We start from the raw sequence: 19895 nt of genomic DNA, 5'->3' as shown, positions 1-19895 counted from the left end.
ATCGCGTCCTTTCCCCGGAAGTCCCCGTGCGCCGACCAGCCCTTCGCCTGCTCCCGCTCTGTCTGGCCATGGCCTGCGCCGCCCGCGCCCAGGACCCCGCCCCACCCGCCTGGGAGTTCTGCCCCGACACCGGCACGCTGCCGCTGTACCGCCCCCTGCCCGCCGACGGCGAGGCGCCGGCGAACCCGCCGACGGACGTCAGCGCCCTGCATCTGGACGTGAGCGAGCAGGAAGTGACGGTACTGACCGGCGAGGTCGAGCTGCAGCGCGGCGACCAGTGGCTGGGCACCGAGAAGCTGACCTACGACCACGACAAGGAAACCTTCCGCACCGGCGGCCCCGCCCGCTACCAGGACCGCGGCCTGCGCCTGCGCGCGGCCGGCGTCCAGGGCGACCAGCGCGCCGACGTGGTGCAGCTCCAGGACGTCGAGTACCAGTTCAACACCCAGGCCGGCAACGGCCGCGCCGACAGCATCGAGCTGCGCGGCGAGGAAGGCACGCTCACCGGCGCCAGTTATTCGACCTGTCCGCCGGCCCAGCGCCAGTGGGAATTCCGCGCCAGCCGCATCGACGTGGACCAGGCCGAAGGCGTCGGCACTGCCCGCAACGCCACCCTGAGGGTGGGCGGCGTGCCGCTGCTTTGGCTGCCGTGGGTGCGCTTCCCGATCGACGACCGCCGCCGCACCGGCCTGCTCAGCCCGACCATCGGCCACGACGACCGCAACGGCTTCGAGTACGAGCAGCCCATCTACCTGAACCTGGCGCCGAACTACGACGCCACCCTGTCGCCGCGCTGGCTGTCCGACCGCGGCCTGATGCTGGGCGCGCAGTTCCGCTACCTGGGCCCGCGTGATGCCCGCGGCGAAATCAACGGCACCTGGCTGCCCGACGACGACCTGACCGGCAACGACCGCGGCCTGCTGCGCTGGCGCCACACCGACCGCCTCGGCCAGCACTGGAGCCTGGGCGCCGACATCAACCACGTCAGCGACGACGATTACTTCTCCGACTTCGGCGATTCACTGCCCAACTCGACCATCACCCTGCTCGAAAGCTCGCTGGGCCTGTACGGCCGGGGGCGCGGCTGGAATGCAAGCCTGCAGGTCCAGCGCTGGCAGGTGGCCAACCCCCTGCTGCCCGACTCCGCCACGCCCTACCGGCGCCTGCCCGAGGCACGGCTGCATTGGTCCAGGCCGATTGCGCGCTGGTTCGAAGCGGGCGTCGAGGCCGAAGCCGTGCGCTTTGATTCCGAATTCCGCGATGGCGGCAACCGCCTCGACCTGATGCCCTGGGTGCAGCTGCCCTTTGGCGGAGCCGCCTGGTTCGTCACCCCGCGCCTGGCCTGGCGCTACACCGCGTATTCGCTTGACCAGTCGCTGGTGCCCGCCGGCGGCGACGACAACCCCGACCGCAGCCTGCCGGTGATGAGCCTGGACATGGGCGCCTTCTTCGAGCGCGAATTCAGCTTCGGCGACGGCAACTTCCTGCAGACCCTCGAGCCCCGCCTGTATTACCTGAACGTGCCCTACCGCGACCAGGACGACCTGCCGCTGTTCGACACGCGCCCGCTCACCTTTTCCTGGCCGGGCCTGTTCCGCGACAACCGCTTCGCCGGTGCCGACCGGGTCGGCGACGCCGACCAGGTCACCGTGGCGATCACCAGCCGGGTGCTCGACGCCTCGGACGGCAGCGAATTGCTGAGCGTTGGCCTCGGCCGCATCCATTATTTCGACCCGCCCCGCGTCGATTTCCGCAACAGCCCGCTGCCGCCGGAACAAGGTTCGAGCTGGGTCGCCGAGGCCAGCCTGTCGCCGGGTGACCGCTGGTCCCTGGGCCTGGCCCACCAGTGGGATCCGGACGGCAAGCGCACCGAACTTTCCGCCGTGCGCGGCCAGTGGCGCTTTGGTGAACGCGGCCTGGTGAACGCCGCCTACCGCTACCGCGCCAACCTCATCGAACAGACCGACCTGTCCTTCGTGCTGCCCGTCAGTGACCAGTGGACCCTCCTGGGCCGCTGGAATTATTCGCTGCGCGACCGCCAGAGCCTCGAGGCCCTCGCCGGCATCGAATGGAAGAGCTGCTGCGTCGCGGTCCGGGTGCTGGGCCGCCGCTACCTGCGTGAATTCAGCGACGAGCAGAACACGGGCATCTATCTTGAGATCGAACTGAACGGCGTCGGCAGCTTCGGCCGCAACACGGACCGCCTGCTTGATGATGCTATTCTTGACTATTCCCGTTGATACCCGTGGCGCCGGAGCCGCAGCCTGCATGAACAACGCTTTCGCCCCCGTCCTGGCCGCCCTGCTGGCCCTGTCCACCGCCCTGATGCCCGGTCCCTCCGCGGCCCAGGCCACCACCCCGATCGACTCGATCGCGGCCGTGGTGGACGAGGACGTCATCCTGCGCAGTGAACTCGACCGCGCCGTGGCCAACATCAGCGCCCAGTACGCCAGCCAGCCCGGCCAGCTGCCGCCGCGCGACGTGCTTGAACGCCAGGTGCTCGACCGCCTGGTGCTGGCCCGCCTGCAGCTCGCGCGTGCCCGCGACTCGGGCATCCGCGTCAGCGACGGCGAACTCGCCCAGGCCATCGAATCGGTGGCCTCGCGCAACCGCATGACCCAGGACCAGCTGCGCGCCCGCCTGGTCCAGGACGGCCTGAGCTACGAAGAATTCCGCGACAGCCTGCGCGACGAGATGCTCATCGAGCGCCTGCGCCAGCGCTACGTGCAAAGCCGCGTCCAGGTCAGCGAAGCCGAGATCGACCAGCTGCTCGCCGTGCGCGAAATCGGCGGCCCGGAAGTGCGCCTGGCCAACATCATCGTTGCCCTGCCCGATGGCGCCACGGCCGAAGACGTGGCCACGGCCCAGAAGAAGGCACGCGACATCAAGAGCGTGGTCGAGCGCGGTGAAATCGACTTCGCCGCCGCCGCCATCCGCTTCTCCGATGCGCCCAATGCACTCGAAGGCGGCAACATCGGCTGGCGCGCGCTGGACGCGATTCCGCCGGCTTTCGTCGGCCTCATCCAGCAGCTCAAGCCCGGCGAGATTTCCGAGCCGGTGCGCGGCCCGGGCGGCTACCAGCTCATCCAGCTGGTCGAGACGCGCGAGCAGGGCACGCAGACGATGACGGAATACAACGCCCAGGGCATCCTGATCCGCGCCACCCCGACGGTGCCGTCGGAAGCCGCGCGCCAGAAGGCCGTGGAGCTGCGTGCGCGCATCGCCGCTGGCGAAGATTTCGCCACCCTGGCCCGCGAGCACTCCGAGGACACGATGAGCCGCAACGACGGCGGCGACATGGGCTGGTTCCCGGTCAACGCCTGGGGCACGTCGGTGGGTTCGCAGCTTACCCAGCTGCGGGACGGCGAGCTTTCCCAGCCCTTCCAGAGTGAAGTGGGCTGGCACATCATCAAGCGCCTGGGTACCCGCGAGCAGGACGTCACCGAACAGAACCGCCGCAACCAGGCGCGCGAGATCATCGCCCAGCGCAAGGCCGAGGAAGAGTTCGAGCGTTTCCTGCGCCAGATGCGCGCCGAAGCCTTCGTCGAGAGCCGCCTGACGGACGCCTGAGCCATGCGACCGCGGCTGGCCCTCGTCCCGGGTGAGCCGGCCGGCATCGGTCCCGAACTCTGCGTCCGGCTGGCCCAGCGTCCGCGCACGGCGCAACTGCTGGCCTACGCCGATCCCGACACCCTTCTTTCCGCGGCGCAGGCCCTGGGCCTGCCGCTGCGCCTGCGATCGCCGGACCAGGACTGCGCGGAAGGCGAGCTGGCGCTGCAGCCGGTGCCGCAGGCGCAACCGGTGCACTTCGGCCAGCCCGACCCGGCCAATGCCGCCGCCGTCATCGCCTCGCTCGAACAGGCCGCGGCGGCCTGCCTGGCCGGCGAGTGCCAGGGCCTGGTGACCGGCCCGGTGCACAAGGCCAGCATCAACCAGGGTGGCATCGCCTACTCGGGCACCACCGAACTGCTGGCCAGGCAAGCCGGCGTGGACGTGGTGATGATGCTCGCCCGGCCCGGCCTGCGCGTCGCGCTGGCGACCACCCACCTGCCCCTGCGCGCGGTGCCCGACGCCATCAGCCAGGCATCTCTGGCGCGCTGCCTGCGCATCACCGACGCGGCGCTGCGCCGCGACTTTGGCATCGCCATGCCGCGCATCGCGGTGCTCGGACTGAACCCGCACGCCGGTGAAGACGGCCACCTGGGCCGCGAAGAAATCGACGTCATCGTGCCCTGCCTGCAAGCGCTGCGCGCCGAAGGCCTGGACCTGGTCGGCCCGCTGCCGGCCGACACCGCCTTCCTGCCGGGCAAGCTGGCCGGCTTCGACGCGGTGATGGCCATGTACCACGACCAGGGCCTGCCGGTGCTCAAGCACAGCGGTTTCGAGCTGGCCGTGAACATCACCCTGGGCCTGCCCTACCCGCGCGTGGCGGTGGACCACGGCACCGCGCTGGAACTGGCCGGCAGCGGCACCGCCGACCCTTCCAGCCTGTTCGCCGCAGCAGACCTGTGCGCCACGCTCGCCGCCCGGAGGATCCCCGCATGAGCTCGTTCAAGGCGCCACCGAAAAAGAACCTGGGCCAGCACTTCCTCACCGACCGCCACTACATCGACCTGATCGTGCTGGCGGTGGACCCGAAACCCGGCGACCGGCTGGTCGAGATCGGGCCGGGCCAGGGTGCGATCACCTTCCCGCTGCTGCGCCGGCACGGTGAACTCACGGTGATCGAGTTCGACCGCGACCTGATCACGCCGCTGATGGAAGCCAGCGAGGGCCTGGGCCGCCTCACCGTCATCCACAAGGACGTGCTGCAGGTCGATCTGCGCAAGCTTGCGTCCGACGACGGCCACGGCGCGGGCCAGATCCGCCTGGTTGGCAACCTGCCCTACAACATCTCCTCGCCCATCCTCTTCCACGCGCTCGAACATGCCCCGGCCGTCCGGGACATGCACTTCATGCTGCAGAAGGAAGTGGTGGACCGCATGGCGGCCGGCCCCGGCAGCAAGGTCTACGGCCGCCTGGGCGTGATGCTTCAGGCCTATTGCACCGTCACGTCGCTGTTCGATGTGCCGCCGGGCGCGTTCCGGCCGCCGCCGAAGGTCGATTCGGCCGTGGTGCGGCTGGTGCCGCTGGCAGCCGCCGATGTCGGCATCGACGACCATGCCCTGTTTGCGCGGGTGGTGCGCGACGCCTTCGGCCAGCGGCGCAAGACCCTGCGCAATGCGCTGTCGCAGGTGTGCAGCGGCGCCGAGATCGAAGCGGCCAGCCTGCGGCCCGACGCCCGCGCCGAACAGGTGGCCGTGGCTGAATTCAAGCACCTGGCCAATCACCTGGCCGCGCTGCCCCCGGAGCGCCGTCCTGCGTAGAATGTCGGCATGGACACGCCCCAGCACGCCATCCAGGTCGTCGTCGCCACACGATTCCTCGAAGACCAGTCGATTCCCGAGGATGACCGCTACGTCTTCGCCTACACGATTCGCATCGAAAACGCCGGCGAGGTCCCCGCGCGCCTGATCAGCAGGCACTGGGTGATCACCGACGCCAACGGCAAGGTGCAGGAAGTGCACGGCGAGGGCGTGGTCGGCGAACAGCCCTGGCTGCGGCCGGGCGAGAGTTTCGAGTACACCTCCGGCGCCGTGCTCGAGACGCCGCTGGGCACGATGCATGGCAGCTACCAGATGCTGGCCGACGACGGCACCCGCTTCGACGCCGAGATTTCGCCCTTCACCCTCTCCATCCCGCGGACCCTGCACTGATGGCCACCTACGCCATTGGCGATGTCCAGGGCTGTTACGACGCACTGCAGCGGCTGCTCGAGAAGATCCGCTTCGACCCTGCGGTGGACCGGCTTTGGTTCTGCGGCGACCTGGTCAACCGCGGCGGCCAGTCGCTGGAAACCTTGCGCCTGGTCTACTCGCTGGCCATCCACAGCACCATCGTGCTGGGAAACCACGACCTGTCGCTGCTGGCCATCTCGACCCGCCGCGAAGCCGACCAGCGCAAGGTCAACCCCGACCTCCAGCGCGTGCTGTTCGCGGACGACAGCGAAGTACTGGTGAGCTGGCTGCGCCAGCAGAAGCTTTTCCACGTCGACCGCACCCTCAATTTCGCCATGGTGCACGCCGGGCTCGCGCCCAAGTGGACGATCGCCCTGGCCGAGGCGCGCGCCCGCGAGGTCGAGGAAAAGCTGCGCGGCGAAGGCTTCAACAAGCTGGTCAAGAACATGTACGGCGACAAGCCGGCATGGTCGCCAAAGCTGATGGGCCCCGACCGCTACCGCGCCATCATCAACATCTTCACCCGCATGCGCTATTGCACGCCGGGTGGCCGGATCGGCTTCGAGGACAAGGGCCGGCCCGGTACCCAGCGGCCCGGCGTCTACCCCTGGTTCGAAGTGCCCGGGCACGCCGAGCGCGAAATGCCGGTGGTGTTCGGCCACTGGTCGACGCTGGGCCTGTTCATGGGCCTTGGCGTTTACGCCATCGACACCGGTGCCGTCTGGGGCGGCAAACTCACCGCGCTCGAACTGGGCCCCGAACTGCGGCTGCACCAGGTGCCGGGGCGCAATCCGCCCGACAATGCGCCGCGCGGCGACGACTGAATCACGCAAGGAGACCCCCATGACCCGTAGCCTTATTTTCCTGCTCGTGGCCGCCCTGGCCCTGCCGGTCCTGGCCCAGAACGCCGGCGGCGACGCCGAAGCACGCGTCAGGCAGCTCAAGGCCGCCGTCGCGCCCGGCAAGCAGATCTTCATCGCCCGCCAGCTGCAGCTTTCCAACGAGGAAGACGCGCGGTTCTGGCCGGCCTACGACACCCACCAGGCCGGCCTGGCCGACCTGGCCGAACGCCGTAGCCGCCTGCTGGCGCGACATGCCGAGCGACTGGCGGCCGGCGAGGTGGACGACGGCGACATCGAGGACCTGGCCGAGGAAATGCTGGCCCTGGAAGCCGACGAAGCCGACCTGATCGAATCCACGTTCACCCGCCTGGGCCGCGCCGGCATGCCGGTGGAAAAGGCCGTGCGCTACATCCAGCTCGAAAAGGACCTGCGCGCCCTGCGCCACTTCGAGCGCGGCGACGACGCCGACTACCGCTTCAGGTAGTCCACGAACTCGAAGGCCGACGCATGCCGGTCATCGGCGGCGTGGCTTTCGCGCCAGACCGGCCGCCAGTCCGCCGGGTCGAACGCCGGGAAAAACGCGTCGGCCCCGTCCACCACGGTGTCCACGTGGGTCAGGTGCAGCTGGCTGGCCAGCGGCAGCGCGAGCGAATACACCTCGCCGCCGCCGATAACCATCAGCGCCTCGTCGTCGCAGGTGGCCATGGCCTCGGCCAGCGAGGCCACCGGCTCCATGCCGGCAAAGGGCACCCCGCCCGATCGGGTGAGCACGAGGTTGCGGCGCCCCGGCAGCGCCCGCCCCAGGGATTCGGCGGTCTTGCGGCCCATCAGCAGGGGCCGGCCCAGGGTGAGCGCCTTGAAACGCTTGAGGTCGTCCGGCAGGCGCCAGGGCAACTGGTTGCCGCGGCCAATGCCGCGGGCGCGGTCCAGGGCCGCGACCAGGCGCAGCTCCGGCCGGCCGCTCACACCGCCACCGGCGCCTTGATGGCCGGGTGCGGGTCGTAGGCTTCGATGCCGATGTCTTCGAAACGCATCGCGAACAGGTCGGTCGCCCCGGGGGCCAGCACCAGCCGCGGCAGCGGCCGCGGTTCGCGGGACAACTGCTCGCGGGCCTGGTCGACGTGGTTCGAATACAGGTGCGCGTCGCCCAGCGTGTGCACGAAATCACCCACCTCGAGCTTGCAGTGGCGGGCCACCATGTGGGTGAGCAGCGCATAGCTGGCGATATTGAACGGCACGCCCAGGAAGATATCGCCCGAACGCTGGTACAGCTGGCAGCTCAGCTTGCCGTCGGCGACGTAGAACTGGAACAGGGTGTGGCAGGGCATCAGCGCCATTTGCGGCAGCTCGGCCACGTTCCAGGCGCTCACGACGAGGCGGCGCGAATCGGGGTTGCGCTGGATTTCGTCCACCACCCAGCGCAATTGGTCGATCTCCCGGCCGTCGCTGCCGGTCCAGTGGCGCCACTGCCGGCCGTACACGGGGCCCAGTTCGCCGTTTTCATCGGCCCACTCGTCCCAGATGCTGACCTTGTTGTCACGCAGGTAGGCGATGTTGGTCTCGCCACGGATGAACCACAGCAGCTCGTGGATGATCGAACGCAGGTGCAGCTTCTTGGTGGTGACCAGCGGAAAGCCTTCGGCCAGGTCGAAGCGCATCTGCCAGCCGAATACGGAACGCGTACCGGTGCCGGTGCGGTCGTCCTTTTGCGTGCCTTCCTCAAGCACGTGCCGCAGCAGGTCGAGGTAGGCGCGCATCAGACTTTCTCCACCGGCGGGGGCACCGGCGCCAGCGTCGGCGAGCGGTGCGACAGCCACAGCAGGAACAGGCCCAGCGCGACCAGGGGCAGCGACAGCAGCTGGCCCATGGTCAGCCAACCGAAGGCGAGGTAGCCAAGGTGGGCGTCGGGTTCGCGCACGAATTCCACCGCGAAGCGGAACAGGCCGTATCCCAGCGCGAACAGGCCCGACACCGCGTAGCGCGGCCGCGGCTTGCGCGAGTAGAACCAAAGCACCAGGCCCAGCACCAGGCCTTCGAGAGCCGCCTGGTAGAGCTGGGACGGGTGCCGCGCGAACGCATCGAGCGCGCCGCTGGCATGCAGCGTGCGCAGCTGTTCGGCCGGCAGCGCCGCATATTCGGCGGGCAGGCTGGCAGGGAACACCACCCCCCAGTCGCCGCCGGTGGGTTTGCCCCAGAGTTCACCACCGATGTAGTTGCCCAGCCGGCCGAAGCCCAGCCCGGCCGGCACCAGCGGCGCCACGAAATCCATGGTGTCGAAGAAATGCAGGCGCTGGCGCCGCGTCCACCAGGCCGCCGCGGCCAGCACGCCGAGCAGGCCGCCGTGGAAGCTCATGCCGCCCTGGTTGATCATGAAGAGCATCAGCGGGTCGGCCAGGAAGGCATCGAAGGAATAGAACAGCACGTAACCCACGCGCCCGCCCAGGATCACGCCCAGCATCCCGTAGAAGAGCAGGTCGCCGAATCCGTCCTCGTTGACCCCGGGCAGCCGCCCGGCCCGCACCCGCCGGCGGCCCAGCCACCATGCGGTGAAAAAGGCCAGGGCGTACATCAGCCCGTACCAGTGGATGCCATGCGGCCAGAACGGAAGTTCAAGCGCCAGCGGATCGATGTCGTGGAGGATGGTCATGGTGCTAGTTTGCCGGCCTCGTCCCCGCTGGTCGATGCCTTCGTGGGTCCGGCTGATTCGCGGCGGGTACCCGGATCGACCAGGGCGGCGACCACCCAGCCCGGCTTGGGCTCGAGCGGCACGTCCTCGGTCTCGAACATCAGCCGGCCGCGATCATTGACCGCGAACAGGCGCAGCGGCGGCTCGCCGTACTGGGCGACGAAACGATCCCAGCCGAACTCGTCGCCCAGCTTGGTGGTCTTGATCTGCCAGCCCGCGGCAAACCGCTTGTCGAGCTCGCCGTGGGTGATGCCCTCGGCGAACAGCGCCGGGGCCTGGATCGGCGCCGCCAGCGCCTTCCGCGGGGCTTCGCCCGGGGCCAGCACGCGCAGGCGCAGCACCCGCCCCACCCCGAACTCGGGCCGGAAGCGCACGCAGGCCAGGGTGTTCATCTCGCCGCGCGTGGACATGGCCAGCAGCCAGCCGAAGGCGTTGAAATCCACCGTGCGTTCGGCGTGCTCCGAGGCCGGATTGCCGTAGAAGGTCTTGAGCCCGGCCAGCCGCGCCGCCGCCAGGCCGCTCCAGTCGTCGTCGGCAAGCAGGACGCGGAAGCCGGCCTTGTCCACGGCCTGCCCGATCGCCCGCGCCACCGGGGAGCTGCCCACGACCAGCACCTGGGTCGGGCTGGGCGCGGTCACCTTCAGCATGCGCGCCAGCGGCCGCGAGGTGGCGCTCTGCACGAGCACCGTGCCGATGATCAGCAGGAACGTCAGCGAAACCAGGGTCTGGGCCGCCACCGGGTCGCTGTCCTCCATGCGCAGCGCGAACAGGGCCGACACCGCCGCCGCCACGATGCCACGCGGTGCGATCCAGGCCAGCAGCGCCCGCTCCGGCCAGCGCATGCTGCCGCCCAGCGTCGACAGCAGCACCGCCAGCGGCCGCACCACGATCATCGCCGCCGCAAGCACCAGCAGGCCGGTGCCCAGCAGGGGCAGGCCCGGCCACTGCAGGCGCGCCGCCAGCACGATGAACAGCATCGAGATGATCAGCGTCGAGAGGTGTTCCTTGAACGACAGGATGTGCTCGACGTCCAGGCCCCGCATGTTCGCCAGCACCATGCCCATGACCGTCACGGCCAGCAGCCCGCTCTCGTGGGCCAGCAGGTTGCTGGCGGCATAGGCCACCAGCACCCAGGCCAGGGTGCCGTAGTTGTGCAGGTACTCGGGCAGCCACTGCCGGCGCAGCACCGTCGCCAGCACCCAGGCGCCGGCCACGCCGATCACCGCGCCGCTGGCCACCGTCCAGGCGAATACGCCCCAGCCGCCGTTGCCATGGCCAAGCATCAGCGCCTCGAGCACCAGCACGGCCAGCAGCGCGCCGATGGGGTCGATGATGATGCCTTCCCAGCGCAGGATGTTGGAGATGCGCTCGTTGGGCCGCACCGCGCGCAGCATCGGCATGATCACGGTCGGGCCGGTGACGCAGGTGAGCGCACCGAACAGCAGCGCCACGGGCCAGGCCAGCCCGGCCAGGTAATGCGCCGCCACCGCCAGGCCCAGCATGGTCACGATCGCGCCGACGCTGACCAGGCGCAGGATCGTCGGACCCAGGCCACGGATCTCGCCGAAACGCAGCGTCAGGCTGCCTTCGAACAGGATCAGCGCCACGCCGATGGACACCATCGGGAACAGGAACTCGCCCAGCATCGCGTCCGGATCCAGCCAGCCCAGGCCCGGACCCAGGGTCATGCCGGCGGCGAGCAGCAGCAGGATCGCCGGCAAACGCAGCCGCCACGCCGCCCACTGGCACAGGAAACCCAGCAACAGCAGCAATGTCAGGAACAGGCCGGTGGACATTCAGGCTCCGGGCTTGCGGGCTTTCGGGCGCGCGCGGCGGGCCGGCGGGATCAGCCCGGTCTTCGTTGCTTGCGCTTGGCGAGGATGTTCAGGGCTTCGACGCCGGCCGAGAAGGCCATCGCGAAGTAGAGGAACTTGCGGTCGATGTGGAAATCGAAACCGTCGGCGATCAGCGCCACGCCGACCAGGATGATGAAGCTCAGCGCCAGCATCTTCACCGTCGGGTGCCGGTCGATGAAGTCGCCGATCGGGTTGGCTGCGAACAACATCACCGCCACCGCCATCAGGATGGCCGCCACCATGACCCAGCGGTTGTCGACCATGCCCACCGCGGTGATCACCGAATCGAGCGAAAACACGATGTCGATGATGGCGATCTGCAAGATGACGTAACCAAACACCGCCGAGGGCTTGGTGCCGATGTCTTCTTCGTCGGCCTCGCCTTCGACCGTGTCATGGATTTCCATCGTGCCCTTGACCAGCAGGAACAGGCCGCCGGCGATGAGCACCAGGTCGCGCACCGAAAAGTCCATGCCGAACAGCGCGAACAGGTTGTTCTGCATGCTGGCCAGGAAGGCCAGGGAAAGCAGCAGCGCGATGCGCGTGAGGCAGGCCATGGCCAGGCCGAACCGGCGCGCGCGCGGGCGCTGTTCGGGCGGCAGCTTGCTGACCGCGATCGAGATGAAGACCAGGTTGTCGATGCCGAGCACGATCTCGAGCGTTGCCAGGGTAAGCAGCGCGATCCAGATTTCGGTGCTGAAAATCCAATCCATCGTCCAGGGTCCCGGTCAGAAATAACGTGGGCCGAGGATCAGTCCCCAGCAGGCCAAAACATTCAGGTCGGCCAGGAACACGGCGGCCGAGCCCATGTCCTTGGCGCGCCCGGCGAGTTCGTGGTGTTCGACGCCCCAGCGGTCCACGACCGCCTCGATCGCCGAGTTGAGCACCTCGACCACCAGCACGGCCATCATCGAGCCGACCAGGATCGCGCGCTCCACCCCGTCGGCACCCAGCCACAGCGCCAGCGGCGCCAGCACCACGAACAGGTAGACCTCGAGCCGGAAGGAAGACTCGAGCATCCAGGTCGCACGCAGGCCCTTCAGGGACCAGGTGAACGCCCGCCAGACCCGGAAGGGGCTGCGCGGCACCAGGCTGTCGTTGCTGTCGGCCATCAGGGCTCGTGAAGGCATCAAAGGGCTCAATTCTGCCACAACCCTGACTTTCGGCCTTGTGCGGCGGGTCGGGCACCCGCACCATCCAGCCGTAGACAGAACGCCGGGAGCACCAGATGTTCAACGCCGAACGCCTGCTGGGCCAGTTGATGGGCCAGGCCATGGGGGGGCAGTTGGGAGGCCGCAGGAAAAAGCGGCGCGGTGGCCTGGGCCTGCCCAGTGGCGGCCAGATGGCCGTCGGCCTGGGCCTGCTGGGCGTGGCCATGGCCGCCTACGAGCACTACAGCCAGAAACCCGCCGCGACGGCGGCCCAAGCCCTGGCCGGTGCCGCCCCGGGCGTCGCGGTCCCGCCACCGCCGCCGGGCCGGTCCGTGCCGCCGCCGGCCCCACCCGCCGCCGCTGACGCCGCGCTGCGCACCGAACAGGCCATGCACCTGCTGCGTTCGATGATCACCGCGGCCCACGCCGATGGCCTGATGGACGCCGACGAACGCGCGTCCATCCTCGACCGTGCCCGCGAGGCCGGGCTGGACGTCGAGGAACTGCAGATGCTCGATGCGGAGATGCGCGCGCCCTTCACGCTCGACCAGCTGGTGGTACGCACGCCGCGCGCGCTGCGCCAGGAAACCTATGCCGCCGCGCTGGTGGCGATCACGGCCGATACCGACGAGGAACGTGCCTTCCTGGACCGACTGGGCACCGAACTCGACCTCGACCAGGCCACCCGCCGCGAGCTGCACGCGCGGCTGGGCCTGGACGCCTGACCCCCCCGCAAGGAGATCCCGAATGCACCAGTGGTACCTCAGCTACGACGGCCAGCAGATGGGCCCGCTCGATCACGCCGCCGCGGTCGCCCAGGCCACCAAGGATGCCAGCGGCCACTGCTGGCGCCAGGGTTTCGCCGAGTGGATCCCGATCAGCGCCTGCGCCGAACTTCGCGCCGAATCGGCACCGGGAAGCCAGCTGGCACCGACCCCGCCGCCGGCCACCGCGATGGGCAGCCACGGCCAGCGCGCCGACGTCATCGACTACCGGATATTCGGCGAGGACATGCAGTTCGTCGAGGTCGAACTCGACCCGGGTGAAAGCGCGGTCGCCGAGGCCGGCTCGATGATGTACAAGGACGCGGTCGTGAGCATGGAGACCGTGTTCGGCGACGGCGCGGCGTCGGCGGGCGGTGGATTCATGGACAAGCTGGTTGGCGCCGGCAAGCGCCTGATCACCGGCGAGAGCCTGTTCACCACCGTCTTCACCCACGGCGGCGGCAGCGGCAAGGCCCGGGTCGCCTTCGCGGCCCCCTATCCGGGCACCATCGTGCCCATGACGCTCTCGAACTACGGCGGCACGATCATCGCGCAGAAGGACAGCTTCCTGTGCGCCGCGCGCGGCGTGCAGATCGGCCTGCACTTCCAGAAGAAGGTGATGACGGCGCTGTTCGGCGGCGAGGGCTTCATCATGCAGAAGCTCTCCGGCGACGGCCTGGTGTTCGTGCACGCCGGCGGCACCATCATGGAACGCGACCTGCAGGCGGGCGAACGGCTGGACGTGGACACCGGCTGCGTGGTCGCGATGACCAGTACGGTCAACTTCGACATCAAGCCGGTCGGCGGCGTGAAGTCGATGCTGTTCGGCGGCGAAGGCGTCTTCCTGGCCACGCTGACCGGCCCCGGCAAGGTCTGGCTGCAGTCGCTGCCGTTCTCGCGCCTGGCCGGCCGCATGATGTCGGCCGCCTACCAGAAGGGCGGCAGCAAGGGCGAAGGTTCGGTGCTGGGCGGCCTGGGTGGCATCATTTCGGGCGATCGCGGCTTCTGACCGGCAACGAAGGCGTCCGGCGCATCATGCGCCGGACGCTTCTCTCTTCAGCGCCGCCGGGACGCACCCGCCGCCTGGTAGAGACTGAGCACGTTGCGGTCCGGATCGACGAAATCCAGCGAGAGTCCGCCATCGGGCGCTTCGCTGACCGGCACCACGATTTCCACGCCGCGCGCCGCCAGCGCTTCGGCGTAGTCGTCGATGCCGCCGTCGAGATTGAAGACCACCACAGGGCTGTCGCCGGCGCGCACCTGGCGGGCGATGAACACCAGCGTCAGTCCGCCGACTTCGCCCACGCCGAAGGGCCCGTCATGGCCATCGACGGCCTGCACCGGCAATCCCAGGGTGTCGCGATAAAAAGCCAGCGCACGCTCTAGCTGGCTGACGAAAAAAACGATGGCGCCGACCTTGCATTCCTGGAGCATGGGAGTCCTCCTTTTGTCTATCCCACCTGGTCGTTGCCGCCAGGGCCGGATTTGTGAGCAGGCCGGTGGATCACCAGCAGGTGGCCGTCGGCATCGTGGGTGCCCAGCCCGGGCCGCAGCCCGACGACCGCCTGCAATGCCCGGCGCACGAGGCCGAACTGCAGCTCGACGCTGCGCGCCGGGTCACGTACATAGGCCATCGCCTTGGCCTCGGCACGCTGCGCGGGCGGCAGTTCGCCCAGTGCCTTGCGGATGCGGCTCAGGCGCTGGCGAAAGGCGGTGTCCGGAATATCCAGGATCCATCGGATCTCGTCTGCGGACAGTCCGTGAAGGGCCAGTACCGCCACCCGCCTCGCGGCAGGTGGCAAGGCCGCGAGCAGGGGCAAGGGCGACGCCGGGAGCGGCTCGGGGGCCGGTGACCCGACGTCGGGATCGTCGCTGGCCGCGTGTTCGCGGCGGCGGCGGCGCGCGCTGCTGCGTGCCGCCAGGGCGGCCAGGTTGCGCAGGGTGCCCGCCAGCCAGGCCGGATCGTCGCGACCCGCCTCCAGGCCCGCCAGCAAGGTCTGCTGCACCAGGTCCTGGGCCTCGTCGGCACGGCGCGAGTGGCGCCGGGCCTGGGCCAACAGGGAACGGTAGGTGGCGACGTCCATGGCGCGAGTCTGGCAGAGGCCGGCAGGGACTGGCGATGCAGCCTCACATCTGGTCTAGTCCCGGGTCATGAACGAGCCGATCCCGTCCCTGCCCGCCCCGTCCGAAGACCATCTGCGCCTGCTCTCGGTCTTCCACTACGTCTTCGCCGGCTTCGCCTTGCTGGGCATGGGTTTCCTGGCCCTGCACTACGGGCTGATGAGCCAGATGATGGACAGCGCCAACTGGGAGAATCAAAGCAATCCTCCGCCGGAGGGCTTCTTCGACTTTTTCGTGTGGTTCTACGTCGCGATGGGCGCGATGCTCCTGGTCGGGCTGGTCCTGAACCTGGTCGCCGCGCGTTCGCTGCGCGCCCGCCGGCACTGGATGCTTTGCGCGGTGGTGGCAGGACTGAACTGCCTGCAGGTTCCGGTGGGAACCGTGCTGGGGGTGTTCACGCTGGTGGTGATCAGTCGCACCGACGTGCGCGCCAGCTTCCGCGACTGATCACTCGTCGCGGAAAATCGCGGTGCCGCGGCTGCCGTCGGGCCTGACCCAGCCGCGGTACATGCCGGACGTATTGAAGGGCATGGCGATGTTGCCCTCGCGGTCGAGCGCGATGGCGCCACCATCGCCGCCGAGTTTCGGCACGATGCCGTTGATCACCTCCTCCGACGCCGCTGCCAGCGAATCGCCGCGATAGGCGAGCCGCGCGCAGATGTCGTGCGCGGCGGCCGACCGGATGTAGAACTCACCCCAGCCCGTTCCCGAGACACCGCAGCCTTCATCGGCCCAGGTGCCCGAGCCGATGATCGGCGCGTCGCCGATGCGGCCCCAGCGTTTGTTGGTCATGCCGCCCGTGGACGTGGCCGCGGCGATGTGGCCGTGTTTGTCCAGCGCGACCGCGCCAACCGTGCCGAAGTAGGTGGCCGGCAGCGCCGCCTGCCCCGCCTGTTCGCGCTGGCGCGCCTTCTCGAGCTGCTCGCGCCGGCGGTCGGTGTCGAACCAGTCCGGCGCCACGCGTTCGATGTCCGGATGTTCGTCGGCGAAATTCTCCGCGCCGGCCGCGGCCAGCATGACGTGCGGCGAGCGCTCCATCACCGCGCGGGCCAGCCGCAGCGGGCTGCGCACCGTGCTGACGCCGGCGACGGCGCCGGCGCGGCGGGTGTGGCCTTCCATGATCGCGGCGTCGAGCTCATGCCCGGCTTCGGCATTGAATACCGCACCCTTGCCGGCGTTGAACCACGGGGATTCTTCCAGTACGACCACGGCGGCGGTGACGGCGTCGAGGGCGCTTCCACCGCCGGCAAGGACCGCTTGGCCGGCGTCGAGCGCGCGGTCGAGGTCGGCGCGCACGGCCTTCTCATCCTCCGCGGACAGTGCGTTGCGATCCATCACGCCGGCGCCGCCGTGGATGACCAGGGCGGTCGGGGCGTCCTTCGCCCAGGCGGGGGCGGCGGAGATGGCCAGGGCCAGGGCTAGCAGCAGCGAACGGGGCATGGCGAACCTCGAAAAGGAAAACGAAACCGAGTCTATCCCTGGTGGCGCAAGGCCTCGATCGGGTCCAGGCGCGCGGCCTTGCGCGCCGGATAGAAGCCGAAAAACAGGCCCGTGGCCACCGAGAACCCGGTCGCCATCGCCACCACCTGCAGGTCCAACTGCACCGGCAGCGCACCGAATTTGCTGGTCAGCAGCGCGCCGGCCACGCCCAGGGCGATGCCGATGGCGCCGCCGCCAAGTGAAATCAGCATGGCTTCGGCCAGGAACTGCATCTGGATTTCCCGCGGGCCGGCGCCCACCGCCATGCGCAGCCCGATTTCGCGGATGCGTTCGGTCACCGACACCAGCATGATGTTCATGATGCCGATGCCGCCGACGATGAGTGAGATGCTGGCCACCGCGCCCAACAGCAGCGACATCAGCCGCGTGGTCTGCGTGCGCGTTGCGACGATCTCGGCGATGTTGCGAACCTGGAAGTCGTCCTCCGCGCCCGGCGCGATGCGATGGCGCTGGCGCAGCAGGGAATTGATTTCGTCCTCGACGAAAGCCAGGTCTTCGGCCCGGCCGACGCCCACCGAAATTCGGCTGACGGTGTCGGCACGGCGCGGCGTGATCGCCCCCGTCGTCTCAGCAGGCGCGGCCGCGGCCGCCATGCGCCGGCGGCCGGTTTCCAGCGGTACCAGCAGGGTGTCATCCGAATCCTGGCCCCAGTTGCCCTGGCCTTTTGGTGCGAGCACGCCTACCACCTTCAGGGGCACGCGGCCGAAACGGATGGTGGCGCCGATCGGATCGGCGTCGCCGAACAGTTCGCGGCGCACCGTTTCACCGAGGATCACCACCTTGTTGGCGGTGCTGTAGTCACGCTGCGAAAAGCTCGCGCCCTCGGCGATCTGCCAGTCGTTGACCGGGAAGTAGTCGGCGTTCACGCCATCCCAGCGCGTGGACCAGTTGTTTTCCGCGAACACCACCTGGCCGCCACCGGACACCGAGGTGGCGACGTACTGCACGCCGGGGATCTCGTTGCGTATGGCTTCGGCGTCCGCATCGGTCAGGCTGGCCTCGCTGCCTGCTCCACCGCGGGCCGGGCCGCGCGAGGCGCCGCCGAACACCTCCAGCCGATTCGAGCCCAGCCGGGAAATCATCTGGTCGAGTTCGGACTGCGTGCCCTGCCCCACCGACACCATGACGATGACCGCGGCGATGCCGATGATCACGCCGAGCGCCGTGAGGATGGAGCGCAGCCAGTTGCCGCGCAGCGAAAATACCGCCGAGCGCAGGACGTCGGTGACGGTCATTTGCCCTTCCCCGGGGCCTTCCAGCCCTCTTCATGCAGTTCGCCGTCGTGCATCACGACGATGCGATCAGCGTGTTCGGCCACCGGCCGTTCGTGGGTGATGATGACGATGGTACGGCCGTCGGCCTGGAGGCGTTCGAACAGGGCCATGATCTCTTCGCTGGTGCGCGAGTCGAGCGCACCCGTGGGTTCGTCCGCCAGCAGCAGGTGCGGTTGGTTGATCAAGGCCCGTGCGATCGCGACGCGCTGCTGCTGGCCGCCGGAGAGTTCACTGGGCTTGTGGCCCGCCCGGTCGGAAAGCCCCACCTGGTCGAGCGCCGCACGCGCCCGTGGCTCGCGATCGGCCACCGGCACGCCTGCGTAGACCAGCGGCATCATCACGTTCTCCAGCGCGGTCTGGCGCGCCAGCAGGTTAAAGCCCTGGAACACGAAGCCGATCTTCTCCAGGCGAAGCCGGGCGCGCCCGGCGGCGTCGAGGCTGGCGACGTCGATGCCGTCGCAGCGGTATTGACCGCTGGTCGGCGTGTCCAGGCAGCCGATGAGGTTCATCATCGTCGACTTGCCCGACCCCGAGGCGCCCATGATCGCCAGGAACTCGCCGTGCTCGATGCGCAGGTCGACGCCGCGCAGCGCCACCACCTCGGCGGGCGTCCCCGGTGAATAGACCTTGCCCAGACCGCGGGTTTCGATGAGCGGCGGACGCGCCATCATTCGCCCGGCCGCTCCTGGCCGACGATCACCTGCTGGCCTTCCTGCACGCCGCTCACTTCGGTGGTGGTGCCATCGGACACGCCGATCTCCACGCTCACCGCCGTCGGCTTGCCGTCCTCAAGCACCCACAGCGTCCTGTTGTTGCCGCCGGGCCGGCCGCCGCCCTGGCCGGCAGGCCGGCCAGCGCCGCCACCGGGAGGTCGGCCCATGCGCGCGGGGCGCGCCGTCGCCGCGCCCGGCGGCGTATAGCGCAGGGCGGCATTGGGAACATGCAGCACGCCTTCGCGCCGATTGACCACGATTTCGGCGTTGGCGGTCATGCCCGGCAGCAGGCTCAGGTCCGCGTTCTGCACCTGGACCACCACCGGGTAGGTGATTACGTTGGACGTCGCCGTCGCCGCCAGTCGCACCTGCCGCACTTCGCCGCTGAACTGGCGGTCGGGATAGGCATCGACGGTGAACGAGACCGGCAGGCCCTCGCGGATCTGGCCGACATCGGCTTCGTCCACGCTCAGGTCGATCTGCATCTGGGCCAGGTCCTGGGCGATCTGGAACAGCACCGGGGTCTGGAAGCTGGCGGCCACCGTCTGTCCCGGCTCGATGTCACGCAGCAGCACCACGCCGTCCACCGGCGAACGGATGACGGTGTAGTCCACGTCCAGCCGGGCGTTGCCGACGGCGGCCTGGCGCTGGCGAACCGAGGCTTCCGCCGACACCACGCGTGCGCGGGCCTGGTCGCGCGCGGCACGGGCAAGATCGGCCTCGCTGCGCGCGATCAACTGGCGCTCGACCAGCTCGCGCTTTCGGTTGTAGTCGGCCTCGGCATTGGTGACACCGGCACGCGCTTCGTTCACCGACGCCCGGGCGCTGGCCAGATCGGCCTCGGCCTGTTCGAGCCGGGTCTGGAACGGGGCCGGGTCGAGCCGCGCGATCGCCTGGCCGCGGGTGACCTCGTCGTTGTAGTCCGCCAGTACTTCGAGCACCTGGCCCGAGACCTGCGAACCCACGTCCACCGTGGTGGTGGCGCGCAGGGTGCCGGTGGCGGAGATGACCACGCGCACGTCGCCCCGTTCAACCGGGGCGGTGCGGTAGGCACCCGCTGCATCGTCATTTCGCCCGGTGAACCACCAGGCGGCCAGCAGGGCCAGGGCAACCCCGGCTGTCACCGCGTACAGGCGGAAGGGGCGTCGGCGGTTCGGGGTCGGCATCGGGGCTCCGGAAAAGGGTCAGGCCATCAGGGAAAGGCAAACGCG

General features: G+C 69.3%; 22 protein-coding genes. 10 read left to right on the top strand and 12 right to left on the bottom strand.

The genetic code is table 11. The features are described 5' to 3' along the window. The first annotated feature begins 26 nt into the window (after positions 1 to 26). From lptD to ACYVJH_RS13540, 7 genes are read left to right on the top strand one after another with little or no spacing between them, the layout of a single operon-like run. Entirely contained in the window at positions 27 to 2240 is a 2214-nt protein-coding gene (gene lptD, locus ACYVJH_RS13570; RefSeq protein ID WP_460455179.1) for an LPS assembly protein LptD, read from the top strand. A gap of 28 nt (positions 2241 to 2268) precedes the next feature. Beyond that, positions 2269 to 3570: a peptidylprolyl isomerase gene (locus ACYVJH_RS13565; protein ID WP_460455178.1), complete on the top strand. Its 1302-nt coding sequence runs from the start codon at positions 2269 to 2271 to the stop codon at positions 3568 to 3570. Between the two features lie 3 nt (positions 3571 to 3573). Further along, positions 3574 to 4545 carry a 4-hydroxythreonine-4-phosphate dehydrogenase PdxA gene (pdxA, locus tag ACYVJH_RS13560; protein ID WP_460455177.1) on the top strand — a complete coding sequence of 324 codons (972 nt, stop codon included), beginning with the start codon at positions 3574 to 3576 and terminating at the stop codon, positions 4543 to 4545. Next, entirely contained in the window at positions 4542 to 5366 is an 825-nt protein-coding gene (gene rsmA / locus ACYVJH_RS13555) for a 16S rRNA (adenine(1518)-N(6)/adenine(1519)-N(6))-dimethyltransferase RsmA (RefSeq protein WP_460455176.1), read from the top strand. Before pdxA ends, rsmA begins: the two co-directional genes overlap by 4 nt. Before the next feature lie 9 nt (positions 5367 to 5375). After that, positions 5376 to 5756 carry a Co2+/Mg2+ efflux protein ApaG gene (apaG, locus tag ACYVJH_RS13550; protein WP_188665154.1) on the top strand — a complete coding sequence of 127 codons (381 nt, stop codon included), beginning with the start codon at positions 5376 to 5378 and terminating at the stop codon, positions 5754 to 5756. Further along, on the top strand, positions 5756 to 6601 hold the full coding sequence (locus tag ACYVJH_RS13545; protein ID WP_460455175.1) for a symmetrical bis(5'-nucleosyl)-tetraphosphatase: 846 nt from the start codon (positions 5756 to 5758) through the stop codon (positions 6599 to 6601). The genes apaG and ACYVJH_RS13545 overlap by 1 nt, the downstream gene beginning before the upstream one ends. Before the next feature lie 19 nt (positions 6602 to 6620). Further along, positions 6621 to 7103, top strand: a complete 483-nt coding sequence (locus ACYVJH_RS13540; RefSeq protein WP_460455174.1) for a hypothetical protein — start codon at positions 6621 to 6623, stop codon at positions 7101 to 7103. On the opposite strand, the gene ACYVJH_RS13535 is transcribed toward ACYVJH_RS13540, so the two are convergent. From ACYVJH_RS13535 to ACYVJH_RS13510, 6 genes are read right to left on the bottom strand one after another with little or no spacing between them, the layout of a single operon-like run. Next, a complete protein-coding gene (locus ACYVJH_RS13535) occupies positions 7088 to 7585 on the bottom strand; it encodes a dihydrofolate reductase (protein WP_460455173.1) in 498 nt (165 codons plus the stop codon). The two genes, ACYVJH_RS13540 and ACYVJH_RS13535, sit on opposite strands and share 16 nt — an antisense overlap. Beyond that, complete coding sequence (locus tag ACYVJH_RS13530) at positions 7582 to 8376, bottom strand: thymidylate synthase (protein WP_460455172.1); 795 nt, start codon at positions 8374 to 8376, stop codon at positions 7582 to 7584. The genes ACYVJH_RS13535 and ACYVJH_RS13530 overlap by 4 nt, the downstream gene beginning before the upstream one ends. Next, positions 8376 to 9266 carry a prolipoprotein diacylglyceryl transferase gene (lgt, locus tag ACYVJH_RS13525; protein WP_460455171.1) on the bottom strand — a complete coding sequence of 297 codons (891 nt, stop codon included), beginning with the start codon at positions 9264 to 9266 and terminating at the stop codon, positions 8376 to 8378. The genes ACYVJH_RS13530 and lgt overlap by 1 nt, the downstream gene beginning before the upstream one ends. After that, entirely contained in the window at positions 9263 to 11101 is a 1839-nt protein-coding gene (locus ACYVJH_RS13520) for a cation:proton antiporter (protein WP_460455170.1), read from the bottom strand. Before ACYVJH_RS13520 ends, lgt begins: the two co-directional genes overlap by 4 nt. A 50-nt stretch (positions 11102 to 11151) precedes the next feature. Further along, positions 11152 to 11874 carry a TerC family protein gene (locus tag ACYVJH_RS13515; RefSeq protein ID WP_460455169.1) on the bottom strand — a complete coding sequence of 241 codons (723 nt, stop codon included), beginning with the start codon at positions 11872 to 11874 and terminating at the stop codon, positions 11152 to 11154. Between the two features lie 15 nt (positions 11875 to 11889). Beyond that, a complete protein-coding gene (locus ACYVJH_RS13510) occupies positions 11890 to 12273 on the bottom strand; it encodes a diacylglycerol kinase (RefSeq protein WP_460455222.1) in 384 nt (127 codons plus the stop codon). Positions 12274 to 12389: 116 nt separating this feature from the next. Here ACYVJH_RS13510 and ACYVJH_RS13505 point away from each other — a divergent pair, with 116 nt between their 5' ends. Together ACYVJH_RS13505 and ACYVJH_RS13500 are read left to right on the top strand one after the other, a co-directional pair. Then, entirely contained in the window at positions 12390 to 13037 is a 648-nt protein-coding gene (locus ACYVJH_RS13505; RefSeq protein WP_460455168.1) for a DUF533 domain-containing protein, read from the top strand. A gap of 22 nt (positions 13038 to 13059) precedes the next feature. Next, entirely contained in the window at positions 13060 to 14085 is a 1026-nt protein-coding gene (locus ACYVJH_RS13500) for a TIGR00266 family protein (protein WP_460455167.1), read from the top strand. 47 nt (positions 14086 to 14132) lie between these two features. Here ACYVJH_RS13500 and ACYVJH_RS13495 read toward each other — a convergent pair whose 3' ends face one another. Together ACYVJH_RS13495 and ACYVJH_RS13490 are read right to left on the bottom strand one after the other, a co-directional pair. Further along, the gene (locus ACYVJH_RS13495; RefSeq protein WP_460455166.1) at positions 14133 to 14510 is read right to left on the bottom strand and encodes a VOC family protein; all 378 of its coding nucleotides are present in this window, start codon (positions 14508 to 14510) and stop codon (positions 14133 to 14135) included. Between the two features lie 17 nt (positions 14511 to 14527). After that, the gene (locus tag ACYVJH_RS13490) at positions 14528 to 15160 is read right to left on the bottom strand and encodes an RNA polymerase sigma factor (RefSeq protein ID WP_460455165.1); all 633 of its coding nucleotides are present in this window, start codon (positions 15158 to 15160) and stop codon (positions 14528 to 14530) included. Positions 15161 to 15227: 67 nt separating this feature from the next. Here ACYVJH_RS13490 and ACYVJH_RS13485 point away from each other — a divergent pair, with 67 nt between their 5' ends. Then, positions 15228 to 15644, top strand: coding sequence for a hypothetical protein (locus tag ACYVJH_RS13485; protein WP_460455164.1), 417 nt, complete (start codon positions 15228 to 15230; stop codon positions 15642 to 15644). On the opposite strand, the gene ACYVJH_RS13480 is transcribed toward ACYVJH_RS13485, so the two are convergent. The 4 genes from ACYVJH_RS13480 to ACYVJH_RS13465 are packed head-to-tail and all read right to left on the bottom strand — an operon-like array spanning position 15645 to position 19850. Continuing rightward, positions 15645 to 16637: an isoaspartyl peptidase/L-asparaginase family protein gene (locus ACYVJH_RS13480; protein ID WP_460455163.1), complete on the bottom strand. Its 993-nt coding sequence runs from the start codon at positions 16635 to 16637 to the stop codon at positions 15645 to 15647. A gap of 32 nt (positions 16638 to 16669) precedes the next feature. Continuing rightward, positions 16670 to 17932, bottom strand: a complete 1263-nt coding sequence (locus tag ACYVJH_RS13475) for an ABC transporter permease (RefSeq protein ID WP_460455162.1) — start codon at positions 17930 to 17932, stop codon at positions 16670 to 16672. Further along, positions 17929 to 18642: an ABC transporter ATP-binding protein gene (locus tag ACYVJH_RS13470; protein ID WP_460455161.1), complete on the bottom strand. Its 714-nt coding sequence runs from the start codon at positions 18640 to 18642 to the stop codon at positions 17929 to 17931. The genes ACYVJH_RS13475 and ACYVJH_RS13470 overlap by 4 nt, the downstream gene beginning before the upstream one ends. After that, a complete protein-coding gene (locus ACYVJH_RS13465; protein WP_460455160.1) occupies positions 18639 to 19850 on the bottom strand; it encodes an efflux RND transporter periplasmic adaptor subunit in 1212 nt (403 codons plus the stop codon). Before ACYVJH_RS13465 ends, ACYVJH_RS13470 begins: the two co-directional genes overlap by 4 nt. Positions 19851 to 19895: the final 45 nt, after the last annotated feature.

The sequence above is a fragment of the Arenimonas aestuarii genome, from assembly GCF_054781715.1.
Note: the sequence above shows the minus strand (reverse complement) of the source record. Positions and strands in the feature narration are given on the sequence as shown.

What these genes read in the sequence shown, in the direction of transcription:
- apaG (WP_188665154.1), top strand. Translation starts at nt 5,376, where the DNA reads ATGGACACGCCCCAGCACGCCATCCAGGTCGTCGTCGCCACACGATTC.
- ACYVJH_RS13490 (WP_460455165.1), bottom strand. Translation starts at nt 15,160, where the DNA reads ATGGACGTCGCCACCTACCGTTCCCTGTTGGCCCAGGCCCGGCGCCAC.
- ACYVJH_RS13510 (WP_460455222.1), bottom strand. Translation starts at nt 12,273, where the DNA reads ATGGCCGACAGCAACGACAGCCTGGTGCCGCGCAGCCCCTTCCGGGTC.
- ACYVJH_RS13530 (WP_460455172.1), bottom strand. Translation starts at nt 8,376, where the DNA reads ATGCGCGCCTACCTCGACCTGCTGCGGCACGTGCTTGAGGAAGGCACG.
- ACYVJH_RS13495 (WP_460455166.1), bottom strand. Translation starts at nt 14,510, where the DNA reads ATGCTCCAGGAATGCAAGGTCGGCGCCATCGTTTTTTTCGTCAGCCAG.
- rsmA (WP_460455176.1), top strand. Translation starts at nt 4,542, where the DNA reads ATGAGCTCGTTCAAGGCGCCACCGAAAAAGAACCTGGGCCAGCACTTC.
- ACYVJH_RS13465 (WP_460455160.1), bottom strand. Translation starts at nt 19,850, where the DNA reads ATGCCGACCCCGAACCGCCGACGCCCCTTCCGCCTGTACGCGGTGACA.
- ACYVJH_RS13565 (WP_460455178.1), top strand. Translation starts at nt 2,269, where the DNA reads ATGAACAACGCTTTCGCCCCCGTCCTGGCCGCCCTGCTGGCCCTGTCC.
- ACYVJH_RS13500 (WP_460455167.1), top strand. Translation starts at nt 13,060, where the DNA reads ATGCACCAGTGGTACCTCAGCTACGACGGCCAGCAGATGGGCCCGCTC.
- ACYVJH_RS13515 (WP_460455169.1), bottom strand. Translation starts at nt 11,874, where the DNA reads ATGGATTGGATTTTCAGCACCGAAATCTGGATCGCGCTGCTTACCCTG.
- ACYVJH_RS13545 (WP_460455175.1), top strand. Translation starts at nt 5,756, where the DNA reads ATGGCCACCTACGCCATTGGCGATGTCCAGGGCTGTTACGACGCACTG.
- ACYVJH_RS13485 (WP_460455164.1), top strand. Translation starts at nt 15,228, where the DNA reads ATGAACGAGCCGATCCCGTCCCTGCCCGCCCCGTCCGAAGACCATCTG.
- ACYVJH_RS13470 (WP_460455161.1), bottom strand. Translation starts at nt 18,642, where the DNA reads ATGATGGCGCGTCCGCCGCTCATCGAAACCCGCGGTCTGGGCAAGGTC.
- ACYVJH_RS13540 (WP_460455174.1), top strand. Translation starts at nt 6,621, where the DNA reads ATGACCCGTAGCCTTATTTTCCTGCTCGTGGCCGCCCTGGCCCTGCCG.
- ACYVJH_RS13505 (WP_460455168.1), top strand. Translation starts at nt 12,390, where the DNA reads ATGTTCAACGCCGAACGCCTGCTGGGCCAGTTGATGGGCCAGGCCATG.
- ACYVJH_RS13480 (WP_460455163.1), bottom strand. Translation starts at nt 16,637, where the DNA reads ATGCCCCGTTCGCTGCTGCTAGCCCTGGCCCTGGCCATCTCCGCCGCC.
- pdxA (WP_460455177.1), top strand. Translation starts at nt 3,574, where the DNA reads ATGCGACCGCGGCTGGCCCTCGTCCCGGGTGAGCCGGCCGGCATCGGT.
- ACYVJH_RS13475 (WP_460455162.1), bottom strand. Translation starts at nt 17,932, where the DNA reads ATGACCGTCACCGACGTCCTGCGCTCGGCGGTATTTTCGCTGCGCGGC.
- lgt (WP_460455171.1), bottom strand. Translation starts at nt 9,266, where the DNA reads ATGACCATCCTCCACGACATCGATCCGCTGGCGCTTGAACTTCCGTTC.
- ACYVJH_RS13520 (WP_460455170.1), bottom strand. Translation starts at nt 11,101, where the DNA reads ATGTCCACCGGCCTGTTCCTGACATTGCTGCTGTTGCTGGGTTTCCTG.